The sequence below is a fragment of the Paenibacillus algorifonticola genome (genome assembly GCF_000971975.1).
GTDB lineage: Bacteria > Bacillota > Bacilli > Paenibacillales > Paenibacillaceae > Pristimantibacillus > Pristimantibacillus algorifonticola.
Genome location: NZ_LAQO01000037.1, coordinates 1 through 15,478, shown reverse-complemented (window position 1 = coordinate 15,478; position 15,478 = coordinate 1). Strand labels below are relative to the sequence as shown.

Sequence of the window (15,478 nt, the reverse complement as noted above, 5' to 3'; positions counted from 1 at the left end):
TCACTTCAACTTTTCTCCATCCTTATTTCCTCAATAATCAAATATTGCTCGCCATATGAACGCTGAATGTCTTCCATGCCTAGCCGGAGTGATCGCAATAAAATTTGCGAATCTCTGCTGACTTTTTCATGAATGATGCATTTCATATAGTTCCTGCCCATGTCTACCTCAGGACTGTCATCTGTAAATTGATTGATGGAATTAACGGCATTAATCGTAAGCGTGGATACGGCCGCAGCAATAATGTCTAAGCCATATTTGGAAAATCCCGTGCTGCCCTTAGCAACAAAACCATAAATATCTTCATTGGCAAAGGTGAAAAAAGTAATGACGAAAGGATCTCTATGTTCCTCCGCTAAAATGTCTCTTTGTCTATCCATTCTTATGTTGATATCATCCTGCTCCATGAAAACCATCTCCTCGGTCGGTTCAAGAATGCTAAATCCGCTATTGAAAATGGGATAATCCCCCTGCTACTGCTTAAATTTGACTATAGCATGCTATTTAACCTACGTATAGCTGATTTGAAGCTAAGACAGACGTTAAGCCCATTTCCCCTCGCCGAAAAAAAGACCAGCCCCAGCAACGGATACTTCCATTCCACCGCTCGGCTGGTCCCTGCTGGGCCCTACCTGTTCAACTCACTGCCGTAACTCCTATTGCACCGTTCAAGCTTTCCCTATTTCCCATCCTTGCAAAACATCTTAATGACATGAAATGACTTCGCATTAACTTCATATTCCATCGTGCTGGCCACCTTGATTTCATGTCTTTGCGGGGCTACGCTAAGCGGAAGCTCGATGGAGTTGACGTCGTCTTCGCCTCCTTGCATAATATAAACCTCCGCTTCTTCGGCTAGCGGGAATTCGGTTTTCAACTCTACTCGAACCGCACGGTCGAGCGTATTGACCAGCTTCACGAAGATCACGCCTTCTTCTTCATCATAAGAGACGGTGAACGGAATCACTTCTTCATCGCAAATGACCTTCAACAGCTCGCTTCCCATCAGCGTGCTGTACATTTTTTGCACATAGTAGCTAGGACTTCCATAGGAATGCTCGCCATCGAGCCAAATCATATCGGGTGACCACTGGGAATAGCCCAATCTTGCGAACAGCGGCGCATAAGAAGCAAGTACAACTACATCAGCATTCCGCTCCAGTCCTGTCATAAAGGCCGCCTCCCCCAAAGCGGCACTCCAGTTGTTAAAATGGGGCGAGTTCATGCCATTGCCATGGTGAGCCGCATATTCGCCAGCAAATACCTTGATGTTTCTTGGGTACTTGTCATAGAAATGGACGTTTTCGCACAGCCATTCCGGCTTCACGTAATAATGCTCGTCTACCGCATACACAAAATCCGGGTTTTTCGCTGCTCTGTCTTTATAGTATTTCCACGCATTTTCATAGTTTTCAGAGGAAATATCCGGGCCGGCAGAGCCGATGAGCTTCATCGCTGGATATTGACGATGAATAGCTTGCTGGAATAGATCAGACCGCTTATAAAAATCGACATGCTCCGTTTCCCACTGCTCATTCCCGAGACCAATCATCTCTAGCCCGAAAGGCTTCGGATGCCCCATTTGCGCACGAATAAGTCCCCATGGCGAATCTGCTGGCCCATTAGCGAACTCGATCAGATCCAGAGCATCGTCAATATATTCTTGAAAAGCTGGCGTATCAACGCATACGAGTTCATCGGACTGATACTGACAGGCGAGTCCAACATTCAAGACCGGGATCGCCTTCGCCCCCAAATATTCGCATAGCAGAAAATACTCGTAATACCCGATTCCAAGCGTCTGATTATAGTGGCTGTATGGGCTCGTAAACTGGTTCTCTTCATGATTTCCGTGCAGCGCCCAGCGGTTGGTGTTTGGTTTCCTCTCTTCCGCTTTTCCTATGCTATGCTTCCATTGGTAACGGTTGTCCAGAGAATAGCCCTCTACGACGCAGCCTCCAGGGAACCGCAAAAATCCCGGCTTCATATCCTTCAACAGCTCCACCAAATCTTTGCGGAACAGTCCTAGCACCGCATCCGCAGGAAGCATGGAAATAAAATCAAAGCAAACGGTACCCGGCTCGTTCAGTTGGATGACAAAAGCACCATAGGAAACGGCCTCGCTAGCGCGTAATTCCGCTTTATATTGAATCCACTCGCCTTTGACGGATGAAGTGACCTCCGCGAAAGCCATGATCTTGTCATTTTTCTCTACAAACACTTCAATGCCACCCGAATAATTTTCCGCCCGTGCGTAGAAAGAAACGTAATAGACCGCATCCTTTTTCAAACAAACACCATCATACGCTTTATTCGTGAACGCCTTCTGGCTATCCGTCGCGGTAAACGCCAGGTAGTGCGGGTTTGTCGTATTTTGCGGTTTGTTTGTTTCGATATTCAAAATAGCGCCGCTTGCAGCTTGCGGAAATGCGCTCCAGCCATAAAGTCCGGCGTACGTCTCTTGGACGCTGCCTTTGTGACCCGTTGTTTCTAAAAACTCGAAGGAACGGTTTTCGATCATTTCAGCATGAAGGCCACCGTCCAGCCCGTAATTGATATCTTCAAAAAACAGCCCGATCATGCCCTTCTCGATAGCAGGGCCACGTTGATTTGTTATATTTATTTTCATATTTATCCCTCTCTTTGCCACGTCACGCTGAACGTTGAATTTTATATATTCAGCATAATTTAGAAGGGCAGGGACATTCAATTACACATCATGCGCATCTACTAACCTATTGTGCAAATTGTATTTACAACGCTGCGCGCGGAATATACAATGGGCATACCCCGTACCGATGGAGGAGCTTATGAATATTGGAAATATCGGCTTTAATCACAGCCACGACAGCGATTTTATTATTAACAGGCCGCAAGGATCTGGCGACTATATGCTGCTGCTTTTGAAAACGCCTGCATTTTTTACCTTAAATGGCTCCGAAATACGAACTGAACCCGATTCCTTCATCCTTTACAGCGAGGACGAGCCACAAATGTACCGGGCATGCGGAGCGCAGTTTACGAATGACTGGTTTCACTTCAAGCTGCAGGATGGCGATGAAGCTCTGCTCGCTGAGCTGGACATTCCCCAAAATCAGATTATCCGCATTGGCGACATGAATGAGCTGTCGATGATGATTAACCATTTGTGCTACGAAAACTATTCCTCCAACCGTTTCAGGTCAGAAACGATTCAATTATATTTGAAGCTGTTTTTTATTAAGCTAAGCAATAAGATTCATGTTTCCAACAAGGAAATCAGCAGCACACACTACAATAAAATGCCGATTGTCCGCACTAAAATGTACAATCAGCCTTTTCTCCCGTGGACGATAGCCGGACTCTCTCATGAGCTGACGATGAGCAAATCTTGTTTCCAGCACTTGTATAAGGATTTTTTTGGCGTTAGCCCAATTACAGACCTGATTCTGAGCCGAATCGAGCATGCGAAATATTTGCTTTCAACGACGGATATTTCCGTTAAGAAAATTGCGGAGATGAGCGGATATAATAACGAGATTCATTTTATGAGACAGTTCAAGCAGCATATGAAACGAACGCCCAGCCAATATAGAGAAGCGATTCAGTTAACAGGAAGCAGAACATAAGCTTTTATTACTAGCAAGGAGGCGCCCACATGTCTGGCAAAAATGTTCCGTTCCAGGATCTGTTCGTGACGATGACAAATGCAGCAAAGCATGCTGTCCCTGTAGAGGGGCTAGTCCTTATTCCACCGAAAAACGAGCATCAGCTGTTATTTGTGCTAGGCGGTACAGCGAAAGCCCAAGTAGATCGTAAGCACAGTCAGCCTATTTTGCCATCCGATTCTCATTTCATAATAAAGCCAGGGCATTCGTTGCAGATAACGAATCAAGGCAGTCATTTATTGAACATCAGCATCGTTGCCTGTGAAGTTGTTCAGCTCAGTCGTGCAGAAAATAAACTTTCAGCGGCGTCCGTCAAGACATTTTCTTATTTTCAATATGAGACCGTGTCGCATACCCCTCGTTCGCTCCGAGCTATGGTGCAGAAGCTTCAAGAGCCTTCCCCTTTCATAGGCATGCAGAAGCAGCTTGAAAATCAGTTTCTATTTCAGAAGCTTATCTATCTGTTGATGGAATCCCATGCTTCGCGAACCGATGTTGACCCTCGCCATGCCGTCGAGAGCACGATCGAATATTTAAAGCTTCATTACGATGAAGCCATTACAATTGAAGATTTGGCGGGCATCGCGCAGCTCAGCAGACGTTGGTATACAACGTTGTTTAAGGAAATAACAGGTGAAAATCCAAGCGATTATTTAATCAGACTGCGCATCGATAAAGCCAAGGAATTGCTCACGATGTCCAAAGAAAGCTTGTACGCCATCGCCCGTAAAGTCGGCTTTGAGGATGAGCATTATTTTAGTAGAAGGTTTAAGCAAAAGGTTGGTGTATCTCCCCGTTTTTATTTGCATAATCGGCGTATTCTGGGGACGACGGTCACTCATCCCGAATTGATGTACCTGCTTGGGACCATACCTATTGCTGCCTTTTCTCCGGATCAGGAGTTCCCCAGTTATTTGCTGGAGGCGTTCAAGCAGGTACCCAAGCTGAATAACAGCCATCACTTCGATCCTGAATATTTCAAACCGTTCAAGCCAGATGTCATATTGGCTGCGGAATGGAAGGATTATGAAAACTATGATGCTCTAAGCCGAATTGCCCCTACCTTCCTGCTGCCAAGCCATAATGATTGGCGGGATGAGCTGACAGATGTGGGCGAGATTTTGGATAAAAAGAAGCAAGCCCATCGTTTCATTCGCTGGTATGATGACAAGCGGGATGAGGTTCGAGAACAGCTTAAGCTGCTGACAACTAATGAAACGGTCGCTTATGCGCGTATGACTCAGGAGGGCCTCATCGTGTTTGGCAATCAATCATCGAGAGGGAAAATACTGTATACCGAGCTTGGTTTGATTCCACCTGAAAAGTCGCTGCTGCATATCGACGGAAAAATCCTGTCGGTCGAACAGTTAGCTGGGCTGGGAGCTGATCACATCATTTTGCAAACAGGTGAGCAGGCTGACAGCAGCCGGGAAGCTTTATTGCAGCAGCCCGGATGGAGAAAATTAATGAAATCCCCTACAAGTCGGATATATACAGTGGGGCATCGAGAATGGTATAACTTCTCCTTTTCTCCCTTGTCCACTGGATTTGCCATGCAGCATATGCTGCAAATGTTCGAGCGCGGCGTAGTCCGCTGACATAGGGAAATGCGCGAAAATCCACGTCCGCTTCCCTTTTCTCCATTCCTATTTGGTGGACACATCCTATAATGAGAATGAGAATTATTATTACATTTGAGAGGGATGGAGAAATGAAACGCGCACGAAAATGGGGGTTTGCAGCTATCGCGCTATCACTGCTGCTTGTTGCTGCTTGTGGAGCTAAGGAGGATAACACATTAAATAATCCAGTTGCGCAGACCGATGCAGCCGAGAAAACGCTTCGGGTAGTGGCGACTACGGTAACATATCCAGATTTTTTATATTCGCTAGGCGTCATTCCGGTAGCTGCTGAAAATGCAAATGCCGAATTTCCAAGCTATTTAAACGGGGCATTCGATGCTGTGCCAAAGCTGGGCGGCGTTCTTAACCTGGAGGGTATTTTGGCGGCAGAGCCTGATCTAATTATCGGAGCAAATTGGCGGGACGCGAAAAATGTTGATCAATTGGCTAAAATCGCAGAAACGGTCTTGCTCCCTGATCGTGACAATTGGCGCGACGAATTGCGAGATATGGGGGATGCACTTGGCAAGAAGGAGCAGGCCGAGCAGGTTATTGCGGATTATGAGGAGCAAATCAAAATAGCAAATGAAAGCCTGAAGCCCCTAGTCGGATCAGAAACGTTCATGTATATGCGAATTATTGGCAAAGACAGCTACGTCATGGGACCTCTAGCGAGCCGCGGCAAAGTGATACATGGCGAATTGGGACTGAATTCAGTAGCCGCTTTCCCTAAGGACGAGGAGAGCATCGCCATTTCGCTGGAAATGCTGCCAGAGTTTAATCCTGATCATATTATCCTTCAGGTAGAGGCTGGAGATGATGCGGCGAGCGCACAAAAAATATATGAAGATATGAAAACCAATGCGGTATGGAAGGGCCTTAAAGCTGTGAAGGAGAACCATGTCTATCTTGTCGGAGATAAGGACTGGATGAACTTCAGCTTCTCCCCAGTAGCTACATTGAACGCCGTGAATGAAATTGTCGAGACGATTAAACAGCATAATGGAACTGAATAATGAGCCATTCTATTGAGCGTGTCATTCGGGAACGTCGAACGATTAAGTCGTTTACGGATCAGCCCTTGTCGAAACAAACGTTGTTGGGATTGCTGAATGCAGCGGTCTGGGCACCCTACCATTCAAGTGTGGAGCCCTGGCGGTTTATTATTTTTATGAATGAGGATCGTCGCCAGTTTGCCGATGCTGTCCTAGCTACTTACACAGAGGATGAGCTGGCACGTTTTGGCGAAGGCGTGATGAAGGAATATTGCTTGGAGACTCCTGTCCATTTGCTCGTCGTTATTAAACAGGATAAATCCGAAGTCAGACGGGAAGAGGCGCTGCTTGCAGCCGCTACCTTGATTCAAAATTTGCAGCTGCTTGCCTGGGAGCAGCGGATTGGCTTTGTGTGGAAGACGAATGAATACAATCGGGAAGCCGATTTTCAGCGCAGCGTTGGCATTCAATCGGATGAGAAGCTTGTTGGCACCTTGCACATGGGCTATATCAACGAGGATAAAATCCCTAAAGCAAGAAGAAGAAAATCGGCAGAGGACCTAATCACCTGGCATGACGGTTCAGATTAGAGAAATCTATACACCCGTTTGCAATTCGCCAGCAGCCGCTAGATGCAGAAAGGATCGCTAGATCCTCTCTGCATCTAGCAGCATTTTTTTATAGGCCGCAGCTTGGCTCGCCTTTGTTAACATCAGCTCATACCATACTAAGAAATTAGGACCAGAGCCAAAGCCTCAGTTACAGCCGGTATTTGCTGTGGTAAACTGGATGGCGGTATTGTTTTTTCTTTCCAGAAACCGTTGATTGCTGTATAAAAGCGAGCTCATCTTAAAAAGGGGGTTTTTCTCTATGAAAAAGTACGGTAGACGATGGTTAGGCGGAGCGGCCCTTATATTGTCGCTGCTTGCTCTTTCGGCATGTGGTTCTTCGGGACCTACACAAGCGGATTTTGACAGCTTGCAGGAACGGGTTGCGGGGCTGGAACAGCAGCTTGCCGCTAAGGAACAAGAGCTGGAAGAGCTCAAATCAACGGTTGTAGCCATTAATCAAGCTGGCGGCAGTGTCGATGCGTCTGCACCAAGCGATAATGGCCCCGCTGACAAAGGCGATGACGTACGGATTACCTTTGATCAGTATCAGCAAATAGAAATTGGCATGACCTATAAGGAAGTAACTGAAATTGTTGGCGGCAACGGCCGAGCTTTGAGCGAAACCGCAGATATGGTCGTCTACTCCTATTACGGCGCTGGGGATACAGGGGCTAATGCGGTGCTCTCTTTTAATAAAGGAAAGCTGCTATCCAAGGCACAGGCAGGACTCGACTAAAACTAACGAGCTTAAAAAAAGAACAGGCAGCCTGCACTCATTCAAAATGTGAGATGCAGGCTGTCTGTTCTTTTGATTCTACTGTGGACCAGCTTCAATGGGATTGATCGCAAATATCGAATGAATATTGCCTTCAGGATCAGCGAAGAAGCCCGTCGTATGCCCCCAAGCCTTTAATTGAGGCGCCGTAATCGCTGTAGCTCCTTTAGAGACAAACTCATCATAAAGAGCATAAACCTCTTCTGGAGAAGGACATTGAAAATTAAGCTCAAACGCCTGCCCCTTATGCTCCTCTGTAAAAGAAGGATGGTCGTTCGTGTTATCCGCCATTAACGGTTTGGAGCATATCGCCAAACGAACACCGCTATTTTCAAACTCTGCATAATGCCCTTCTTCCACAACCGTTTTAAATCCGAGCACTTCTCGATAAAAACTGGCCAGACGGGATACATCATTCGATAATACGGTAATGCCTTCTAATTGCACTTTCATTCTGGCAGCTCCCCTACACGCTTTGCCCTGCATGTTCTGTTTAAATTTACAAATTCCACAATTATTATACATGCATTCCTTCTCCTAAGTCTATATGGAACAGCCGCAGCATTTGAAAGACCATGCATAAATGAACTAAACCAATTCTTCGATCGCCACTTGATACAAGTAGCTGCCTTCACTAAACAGCACGCGGTTTTCTCGAAAATCCCGGGTATGCGGTTTAAGCAGCTCCCCCTGCTCATTCAAAAAATGGATCTTGTGCCCTGCACTCAAGCTATCTGGTTTTTCATTTTTCTTCAAAATAAAGGTTTCATGTTTGCCATAACCGCCGTCGAACAAAAAGTGGTAACCATCCGTACAAAACCCGGCAGAGCCGGAAATATGCGGATTCATATAGGTGACCTTAGCCTGCTCGGGTCCGCCTGAAATACGGCCTAACAGAAAGTCCGTGTAAAAATAGAACCAGACCTCCTGCTCATTCACCACATTCAGCGCATAACAATCGGCGATATCTGACTTGTGGTCTTCATATATTTTGTTGCCATGCTCATCCCAAGCTAGGAGACCCCGCGCTCCGATAGGATTATTCCACCCGTTGTTCCCGAAAACGCCTTCGTCGAAATAACTGGTCCAAATGGTGCCTTTCTCCGTTACCTGCACGCTCTGAATGCCGTCTCCCAGCATAAACTCGCGAACGGTCTCGCCTTTATAGTCACACACTTTGGCGTTCAAATCATATTTGCCTACACCATAATAAGCGCAGCGCGCACCGACCAACAGCAGTTGATTCCGAAGGGGCTGCACATAATGATAATTGAAATGCTGGCCCTCAATCAGCACTGGTTCCATATAGTTATCTTCTATGACCAGTACCTTGTAGGTATACGGTTCCTTCAGTGCTGATGGGACGTACATGCCTCGTTTCCGTTTCGGGATGTGGTTAACCAGCAGCACGTACACGCATCCATCCCCGCCAAGCTGGGCCGAAACCACCTCAAAACCCTCCATATGCGCTGACATATCAGCATAAGGCCGCAGCGTCACCTTTTTATCAAACATATCCATTCCTCCCCATCGTTATAATCAAAAGCACCGTCTGTATTCAATAACTGAATTATGTCTGAGCTCGGTACTCCTGAACAGGGTGGAAGTATAGCGAAGGATACGAAAGGTATGCTTGTGGCCGCTTACCTGTCTTGATTTAGAGTCGTAAGTTCTCAAGCGGTTTTCCCTTTAAGTAATCCGTCCCAATTTCAGCACCCTCGCAATGTTCTCGGTAGTACGCTCCACGTTATCTGGCCCTTCCTTCAGAAGCTTCTCCAAATCGGATGCCCCTGGAACGATGCCGAATACAGCATCAATGCCTTCGGCGTATAATGTATCGATCCCTTCGCCAATGAATCCAGCGATTGCTATGACCGGCTTGCCCGCTTCCTTGGCTGCCTGAGCTACACCGTATGGGGTTTTGCCAAATTTCGTCTGAAAGTCGATGCCGCCTTCACCCGTAAATACGACATCCGCCTCAGCCAGCTTGTCTCGCAGTCCCGAATATTCAATTACAATTTCAATACCCTTGCGCAAAACCGCCTGCGTGAAAATCAACAAGCCTGCGCCGAGCCCTCCGGCTGCGCCTGCGCCCGGTATGTCCCGCACATCCTTATGCAATTGCTGCTTAACGACATCTGCATAATGGGACAGGTTCGCGTCCAGCCGCTCCACCATTTCCGGGGTCGCTCCCTTCTGCGGACCAAATACCTGCGAAGCGCCATGCTCCCCGCATAAAGGATTCGTCACATCACAGGCGACAATAAATTGCACCTCCTGCAAACGCTCGTCCAGCTTCGACACATCGATACGGGCCAAGTGGCCAAGAGCTCCGCCTCCACGCGAAAGCGCATGTCCCTGCGCATCAAGAAATTTTGCACCAAGCGCTTCAGCCATGCCTGTGCCCCCATCGTTGGTCGCGCTCCCGCCGATCCCAATAATGATTTTGCGAATGCCCTGATCCAAGCAAGCGCGAATCAGCTCGCCCGTCCCGTAGGTAGTGGTGCAAAGCGGATTTCTCGTTTGCTTCGTCACCAAGTGAATGCCACTGGCCGATGCCATCTCGATAACCGCCGTGGTCCCATCGCCGAGAATGCCATACGTTGCCGTTACGGTCTGACCAAGCGGCCCGCTTACTTCTTTATGATGTATCGTACCGCCTGAAGCATCCACAAGGGATTGCACCGTTCCTTCCCCTCCGTCGGCCATCGGTACATGAATATAACCTGCTGCCGGATAGATTTTCCGCAACCCTTTTTCCATCGCGATACAGACTTCTTTTGCTGTCATGCTTTCCTTGAATGAATCTGGTGCCAGCACAAATATCGTTTCTTTCATTTCCTCTCACCCCATCCTCGTTATTAAAGGAGAAAACCGTAAAGCAAAGTAGCTACGATAGCCAGCCCCGCTAGGGCACCAATCCAGCTAATTGATAAAGTTTCCATCGTCCATTGCCCCCATGCGCTTGTTGAACATGCTTTCATTATAGGTGCTGGCGAGCTATCTCTCTTAAGGTTTCTTGATTCTCCCAGACATCAGTACCATTGCCATCACCGGGATACCCGCTTGCTTATTGCGGGATAACGCCGTTCATTCCGCTGGACGGAATGACGAACGACCAATCGGCATCCTTATACTCGCGATTGATGACGGTGCGTTTGATCGTCAGCTCTTTCGGCATGCTGTTCATGCCAAACATCACGAATCCAAGATCAGCCCCATCGTCCAAATTCGGATTTTCAGGGCTATATCCCCCGCCAACCGACATGCGGTATTCCTTGCCATTCTCATCAACGGCGATCCAAGTATCCGACGCGAAGTTGGGATTGCTGAACGTGCCGCCAATTGAAATTTTTCCTACCCCATTTGAGTTGACCGTCAATCCTTTGAGCAGCAATGAATCGCCAGCGTCTTCGAATAGGACAGGATTTTCGGGCGAAACTTTAGACGGGTCAAAAATGATCGAGGCCTCGCTTTTTTCCCGGATCATATAGCTGTCCAGCACAAACCGAATCTGCTGCTTGTCATAGGCAAAATCATCGAATTGGTAAAACCATTTCGTCAGCCCGCTCCATCGGTCAAACTCGTAGCGACGACTTGAAAATTCCATTTCCGTCATGCTCGGGCTCTTCTCAAGCACATTGCCTTGTTCATCCTCCAGATGGTAGTTTAACAGATTAAACCCGCTTTGACCGTTTAATGCCCTGCTCGCCGCCTCCGGCGTCAGCGACGTCGTAAATTCAAGCGAGCCTCCGCTCGGCGTACGGGTTGCTCCTTGCATCTGAATCCGAATGCCGCTTGGCGTCTCATAAGAAATGCCGATAGGGGTGAACAGCGTCTGGGCTTTCGCCTTGCTCAAATCGACATCGACCCGCAGCGTCCATCGACCCTTGACCGTCTTAGACGAAAAGTCATCCGAACCCGGTGTTCCTTGATGCAAGGCGATCTGGTTAATGTAAGCGTCGAGCTGCATCTTGTCTTTCAATACTGGCCGTCTAAAAACAAATTCGAATCGGCTCGTAGTCGTATTGCCTCCCGTCATGATTCCATAAGGGATATCTCCAATATGCCCTCTATCTACATCAAAAAGAATGAAATTCCCATTAGTAGATTGAATTTCGCCAGCTACCGGATTTCCTTTCGCATCATAAATGTCGATTCCTACAATGAGACGGGTCGAATCGGCTATCACTTCGTTGACCTTAAGCGTATATCCCTGATCTTCAGCGCTGGCGTCCGGATGCTGTACCAGTCCTGCCTCCTGCGCCTGCTTCATGCCGCTATCCACATAGCTGTTCTGGGCGAAAAGCGACCGCACCATATCCGCAAGTGTCGGTTGTGCGTATAGCAGCGTGCTTCCCGCGAGCATGACGGCAGCGGCTGCAAGCCCCCAGGCTTTGCGTCTCGATGACCTTCTGGCCGCGTGTTGTCGTTTCACATGATGGGCAATAGATGAGGCGCTGGGCTCAAGCTCAAGCGGATCGCTATTTTCCGCTGGCTCTATGTCGATGCCCTCCAGCTCCAGCATCACCCTATCGGTAAAATCGTCCTGGAGCCTGTCCTCGAACAGGACAGTTTCTATTTTTTTATCTTCCGGCGTCGGTGTCGGTGTCGCTGCTCCAGCCCCCGCTTTAAGATCGGCTTTTTCAGCTTTTGTACGATTCCAAAATGTCATAACGTTGTCCCTCCTTGGCTTCTACCATTTTCCGCAGTCTAATTTTAGCGCGGTGAACGATGTTGGTGACCTGCCGTACCGACATGCCAGTTATGCTGGCGATTTCCTCGTGGCTCAGCTGGTTCGTGTAGCGGAGAACCAGCACCAGCCGATAATTCTCGGGCAGCTTCTCCAGCAGATGGTCCAGCTCAGAGCGCAGCTCTTTTTGCAGCAGCTTTGATTCCGGTGTCTCGCGTTCGCAGCCTTCATCCTGTACGGGGGATTCTGGTTTTTTCCGTCGCCAGCCGTCCTTCTGCAAATTAACAGCGATTGTGTAAAGCCAGCCAGCAAAGCTTTGCACCGGATTATGCGATGCCAGCTTGCGGTAGGCTTTGAGCAGCGTCTCCTGCGTCAAATCCTCGGCGTCAGCCTCGGAAGAGCCCATTTTTCGAAACAGTCCATAAAGCTTATTTTGATAGCGCCGAACGATGTCTGCGTACGCTTGTTTATTTCCGTTCAGCACGGCTTCGATAATGATATGATCGTCTCTCAGCTCCACTTGCTCCCCTCCTCTTACGGTGCGACTTTTATATGTCTACTGCTAAGACTGCTGATCCGTACCTATTCTCTCACTTGATTTTAAAAGTTTTCGATGTTAATGTCGCGAATTGGCATTCATTTCAGCAAAAAAAGGCCTTAGAGCCTCAGAAATAGCCGTTCGGGCGACTAGTGCGTGTATGCAAACGTAAGCGAGCCAGATCCTGATCGAATTTAGCGTCAAACGTATTGCCACGTATTGTCTCCCCTACCGAGAATGTCACGCTTCATGAATGTGAACCTACGTACCGAAAGGCAGCTTCATGCTCTTCGTTTCATATGTTTACTCCCTGCACAAAGATAAACTTGGTGGACACAGCAGCCGCTATTTCAATAAGATCACGGGTTATGGGACAGGCTGCGGACTCAGGAGCCGCTAATGCGCTGCCAAAAGCCATTTTGACGGGAAAATGAGAGCAATAACGGATTTCCTGTCCGCTTACGGCCTGAAATCGGATCAAAAGCCAGAATAGCGGAACCTCAGTCCTTCAAAAAAGGAGGGAGCGTCCCGAGCTGCGTGGTCTCAGCAACAATCGCAACAATCGCAGGCTGCGGTTCCTTAAGCCTTGAATCGTCAGATGAGATTTGCTTTGAATAAGCGCTAAGCAAGACGCAGCAGGCCAACTCCGGTTTGCATACGCACCCTAGTATTTGGAAGATACATAGAAATAGATTAAAATAGAGCTATTATTGAAAGGGGTGGGAATATGCCATTTCATCTTATTTCTTTGCCAGCGCTCAGCGTCTCCCCAGGCCCTATCGCTGTTATGCATCCATTGCCTGATGAGCAAAATGTGTCGGTTCTTGCCTTGAATCATGCATGTGAATTGTGGAAGCTGAATCTTACTACAGGACTTGCTGAAAACCTGCTTCAGATTGATATTCCTGATCTTAATATCTCTCATCCGCTGCAAGTTGTAGTCAGTAAAGATGGACAGTATGCAGCGATTTCGAACCGTTTTGGCCGTCATGCCGCGGTTTATGATTTGCTCGCCCGCCAACAAATCATGAAGCTGTCTCGAGACGACTATCATTCAGAGGTATGTACCTTTCCGTTAGCCTTTGCAGAGATTGACGGGCGATCGCTGCTCATTCATGGCACATTGTGGAACCGTGTGGACTTAACTGATGTGGAGTCAGGGGAGCTTCTAAGCAAGCGTCCAAATGCCCAATATGAAGACGACGGCTATCTTGATTATTTTCACGGAAAGCTTTACGTGTCGCAGGATCAGCAGTGGATTGTCGATATGGGCTGGGTATGGCAGCCTGTTGGTGTTATTCGTTCGTGGAATGTTCGAGATTGGCTTAACAACGCTCGGGAGGCGGAAGACGGCGCTTCCGTATCCTCACCCTGGGACGTGCTTCTGGACTGGGATTTGCCCGCCGCTTGGGTAGATTCACAGACAATGGCGATCTGGGGCCAAGTGGATGGCGATCAGCTTGATGAGGAGGATTGGCCAGATGAAGGGGTTTTACCTGTTGTTATTCTGTCTAATGTGCTGACGGGTGAACGTTCCACTTTATTAAGGGGGGTTCCAGCCTATGCGACCACTTCACCTATAGAGGATGTTTTTCCTCATCCACAGGGACAATTAGCAGCGGATGGAGATCTATTGTTCTTATGGGGGAAAGGTCTGAATATGACAGTCTGGAACAGGCATAACAGCGCGCAGGTAGCTACAGAGGAGGCCTTCTGTCCCGATTTGTATCATGAAAAAGCCCGGCTATTTTTACAGCTGGATTCGCAGGGTGGAATTTCAGCTTGGCGATATACGGCTTAAATCAGCCTTCTATTCGACCCTAGGAGGAGGTTCTATCGCGACTAATTCATATAGGTTGTTTACCGAACATCCAATCGTATCAGCGATCGAAATAGCCGTTTTCAAGGGCATCATTCTTTTATTTTCTATAAAATCGTTTATCCGCTCATGTTTATAATGCAACGCCTCAGTTAATTGACCAATGGTCATGTGGGCTTCCGCTAATCGCTCAAGCAGTAAGCAGCGCCCAAGCTCGAATTTCATTTTATCCCCTCCTACTATGCTTGGTCTATTCACAGAAAAGCGAATCAGTTGTCGATTCCGACCTTAGAATAATTCCCCAAATATAGAATCGGCATTCGTTGAGGAATGAGGTAATGATTACAATTATTATCCACTCTGGTGCTTTGAGACCAAAATAACAATCGATTTTATTTTTCATTAACAGAAGAATCGATAAATAATGACCCCTGGACGGATGTGATGCTGTACATCCTTCCCCGGGAATCATTTACTAAAGTCGGCAAAGGCCTCATCACATTTGATGAATGAATTTGGCAATCGTTTTGATCCAATCATATTTACCTCTTTAGCGAATCCATCATTCCTTGCCTCTTCGATCTCAGGAGAAACTGGTATTACTTCTTCTACAAGTTCCCCGCAACGACTCAGATAGCTTCTCTCTTATCTACTACTCTCTTATCTTATAGTATTAATTTTATTTCTCCAGTGTATTTTTCCAACTAGTTTGGATTGTCAACAGTAAATCAGACAACTTTTTTAAGGGCTTCTTGGCGATACTGAACAGGCGTCATAT

14 protein-coding genes are annotated in these 15,478 nt (G+C 47.5%); 6 read left to right on the top strand and 8 right to left on the bottom strand.

Annotated elements, in window-relative coordinates:
- Window positions 1–5: 5 nt before the first annotated feature.
- Together WH37_RS27670 and WH37_RS27665 are read right to left on the bottom strand one after the other, a co-directional pair.
- On the bottom strand, window positions 6–407 hold the full coding sequence (locus tag WH37_RS27670) for a ribosomal-processing cysteine protease Prp (protein ID WP_052737260.1): 402 nt from the start codon (window positions 405–407) through the stop codon (window positions 6–8).
- A 272-nt stretch (window positions 408–679) separates the two neighbouring features.
- Complete coding sequence (locus tag WH37_RS27665) at window positions 680–2,629, bottom strand: alpha-L-arabinofuranosidase C-terminal domain-containing protein (RefSeq protein ID WP_046233894.1); 1,950 nt, start codon at window positions 2,627–2,629, stop codon at window positions 680–682.
- Between the two features lie 181 nt (window positions 2,630–2,810).
- Between WH37_RS27665 and WH37_RS27660 the strand changes: the two genes are divergently transcribed.
- From WH37_RS27660 to WH37_RS36715, 5 genes are all read left to right on the top strand, one after another.
- Window positions 2,811–3,608: an AraC family transcriptional regulator gene (locus WH37_RS27660; protein WP_046233893.1), complete on the top strand. Its 798-nt coding sequence runs from the start codon at window positions 2,811–2,813 to the stop codon at window positions 3,606–3,608.
- A gap of 29 nt (window positions 3,609–3,637) precedes the next feature.
- Window positions 3,638–5,245 (top strand): helix-turn-helix domain-containing protein, encoded by a 1,608-nt coding sequence (locus tag WH37_RS27655; RefSeq protein ID WP_046233892.1) that lies wholly within the window; start codon window positions 3,638–3,640, stop codon window positions 5,243–5,245.
- Window positions 5,246–5,358: 113 nt separating this feature from the next.
- The gene (locus WH37_RS27650) at window positions 5,359–6,285 is read left to right on the top strand and encodes an ABC transporter substrate-binding protein (protein WP_052737259.1); all 927 of its coding nucleotides are present in this window, start codon (window positions 5,359–5,361) and stop codon (window positions 6,283–6,285) included.
- Window positions 6,285–6,854: a nitroreductase family protein gene (locus WH37_RS27645; protein WP_046233891.1), complete on the top strand. Its 570-nt coding sequence runs from the start codon at window positions 6,285–6,287 to the stop codon at window positions 6,852–6,854. Before WH37_RS27650 ends, WH37_RS27645 begins: the two co-directional genes overlap by 1 nt.
- Before the next feature lie 280 nt (window positions 6,855–7,134).
- Window positions 7,135–7,611: a hypothetical protein gene (locus WH37_RS36715; RefSeq protein ID WP_052737258.1), complete on the top strand. Its 477-nt coding sequence runs from the start codon at window positions 7,135–7,137 to the stop codon at window positions 7,609–7,611.
- A gap of 78 nt (window positions 7,612–7,689) precedes the next feature.
- Here the strand turns inward: WH37_RS36715 and WH37_RS27635 are convergent, their stop codons facing one another.
- The 5 genes from WH37_RS27635 to WH37_RS27615 form a co-directional block, all read right to left on the bottom strand.
- On the bottom strand, window positions 7,690–8,103 hold the full coding sequence (locus WH37_RS27635) for a VOC family protein (RefSeq protein WP_046233890.1): 414 nt from the start codon (window positions 8,101–8,103) through the stop codon (window positions 7,690–7,692).
- 135 nt (window positions 8,104–8,238) lie between these two features.
- The gene (locus tag WH37_RS27630; protein ID WP_231594391.1) at window positions 8,239–9,165 is read right to left on the bottom strand and encodes a hypothetical protein; all 927 of its coding nucleotides are present in this window, start codon (window positions 9,163–9,165) and stop codon (window positions 8,239–8,241) included.
- Window positions 9,166–9,339: 174 nt separating this feature from the next.
- Entirely contained in the window at window positions 9,340–10,488 is a 1,149-nt protein-coding gene (locus WH37_RS27625) for a glycerate kinase (RefSeq protein ID WP_046233888.1), read from the bottom strand.
- Between the two features lie 232 nt (window positions 10,489–10,720).
- Window positions 10,721–12,325, bottom strand: coding sequence for a DUF4179 domain-containing protein (locus tag WH37_RS27620; protein WP_046233887.1), 1,605 nt, complete (start codon window positions 12,323–12,325; stop codon window positions 10,721–10,723).
- On the bottom strand, window positions 12,297–12,863 hold the full coding sequence (locus WH37_RS27615) for an RNA polymerase sigma factor (protein ID WP_046233886.1): 567 nt from the start codon (window positions 12,861–12,863) through the stop codon (window positions 12,297–12,299). Before WH37_RS27615 ends, WH37_RS27620 begins: the two co-directional genes overlap by 29 nt.
- Window positions 12,864–13,608: 745 nt before the next feature.
- On the opposite strand from WH37_RS27615, the gene WH37_RS27610 reads away from it, so the two are divergent.
- Window positions 13,609–14,682, top strand: a complete 1,074-nt coding sequence (locus WH37_RS27610) for a hypothetical protein (protein WP_046233885.1) — start codon at window positions 13,609–13,611, stop codon at window positions 14,680–14,682.
- 9 nt (window positions 14,683–14,691) lie between these two features.
- Here the strand turns inward: WH37_RS27610 and WH37_RS27605 are convergent, their stop codons facing one another.
- Complete coding sequence (locus WH37_RS27605) at window positions 14,692–14,925, bottom strand: helix-turn-helix domain-containing protein (RefSeq protein WP_046233884.1); 234 nt, start codon at window positions 14,923–14,925, stop codon at window positions 14,692–14,694.
- Between the last annotated feature and the right edge of the window lie 553 nt (window positions 14,926–15,478).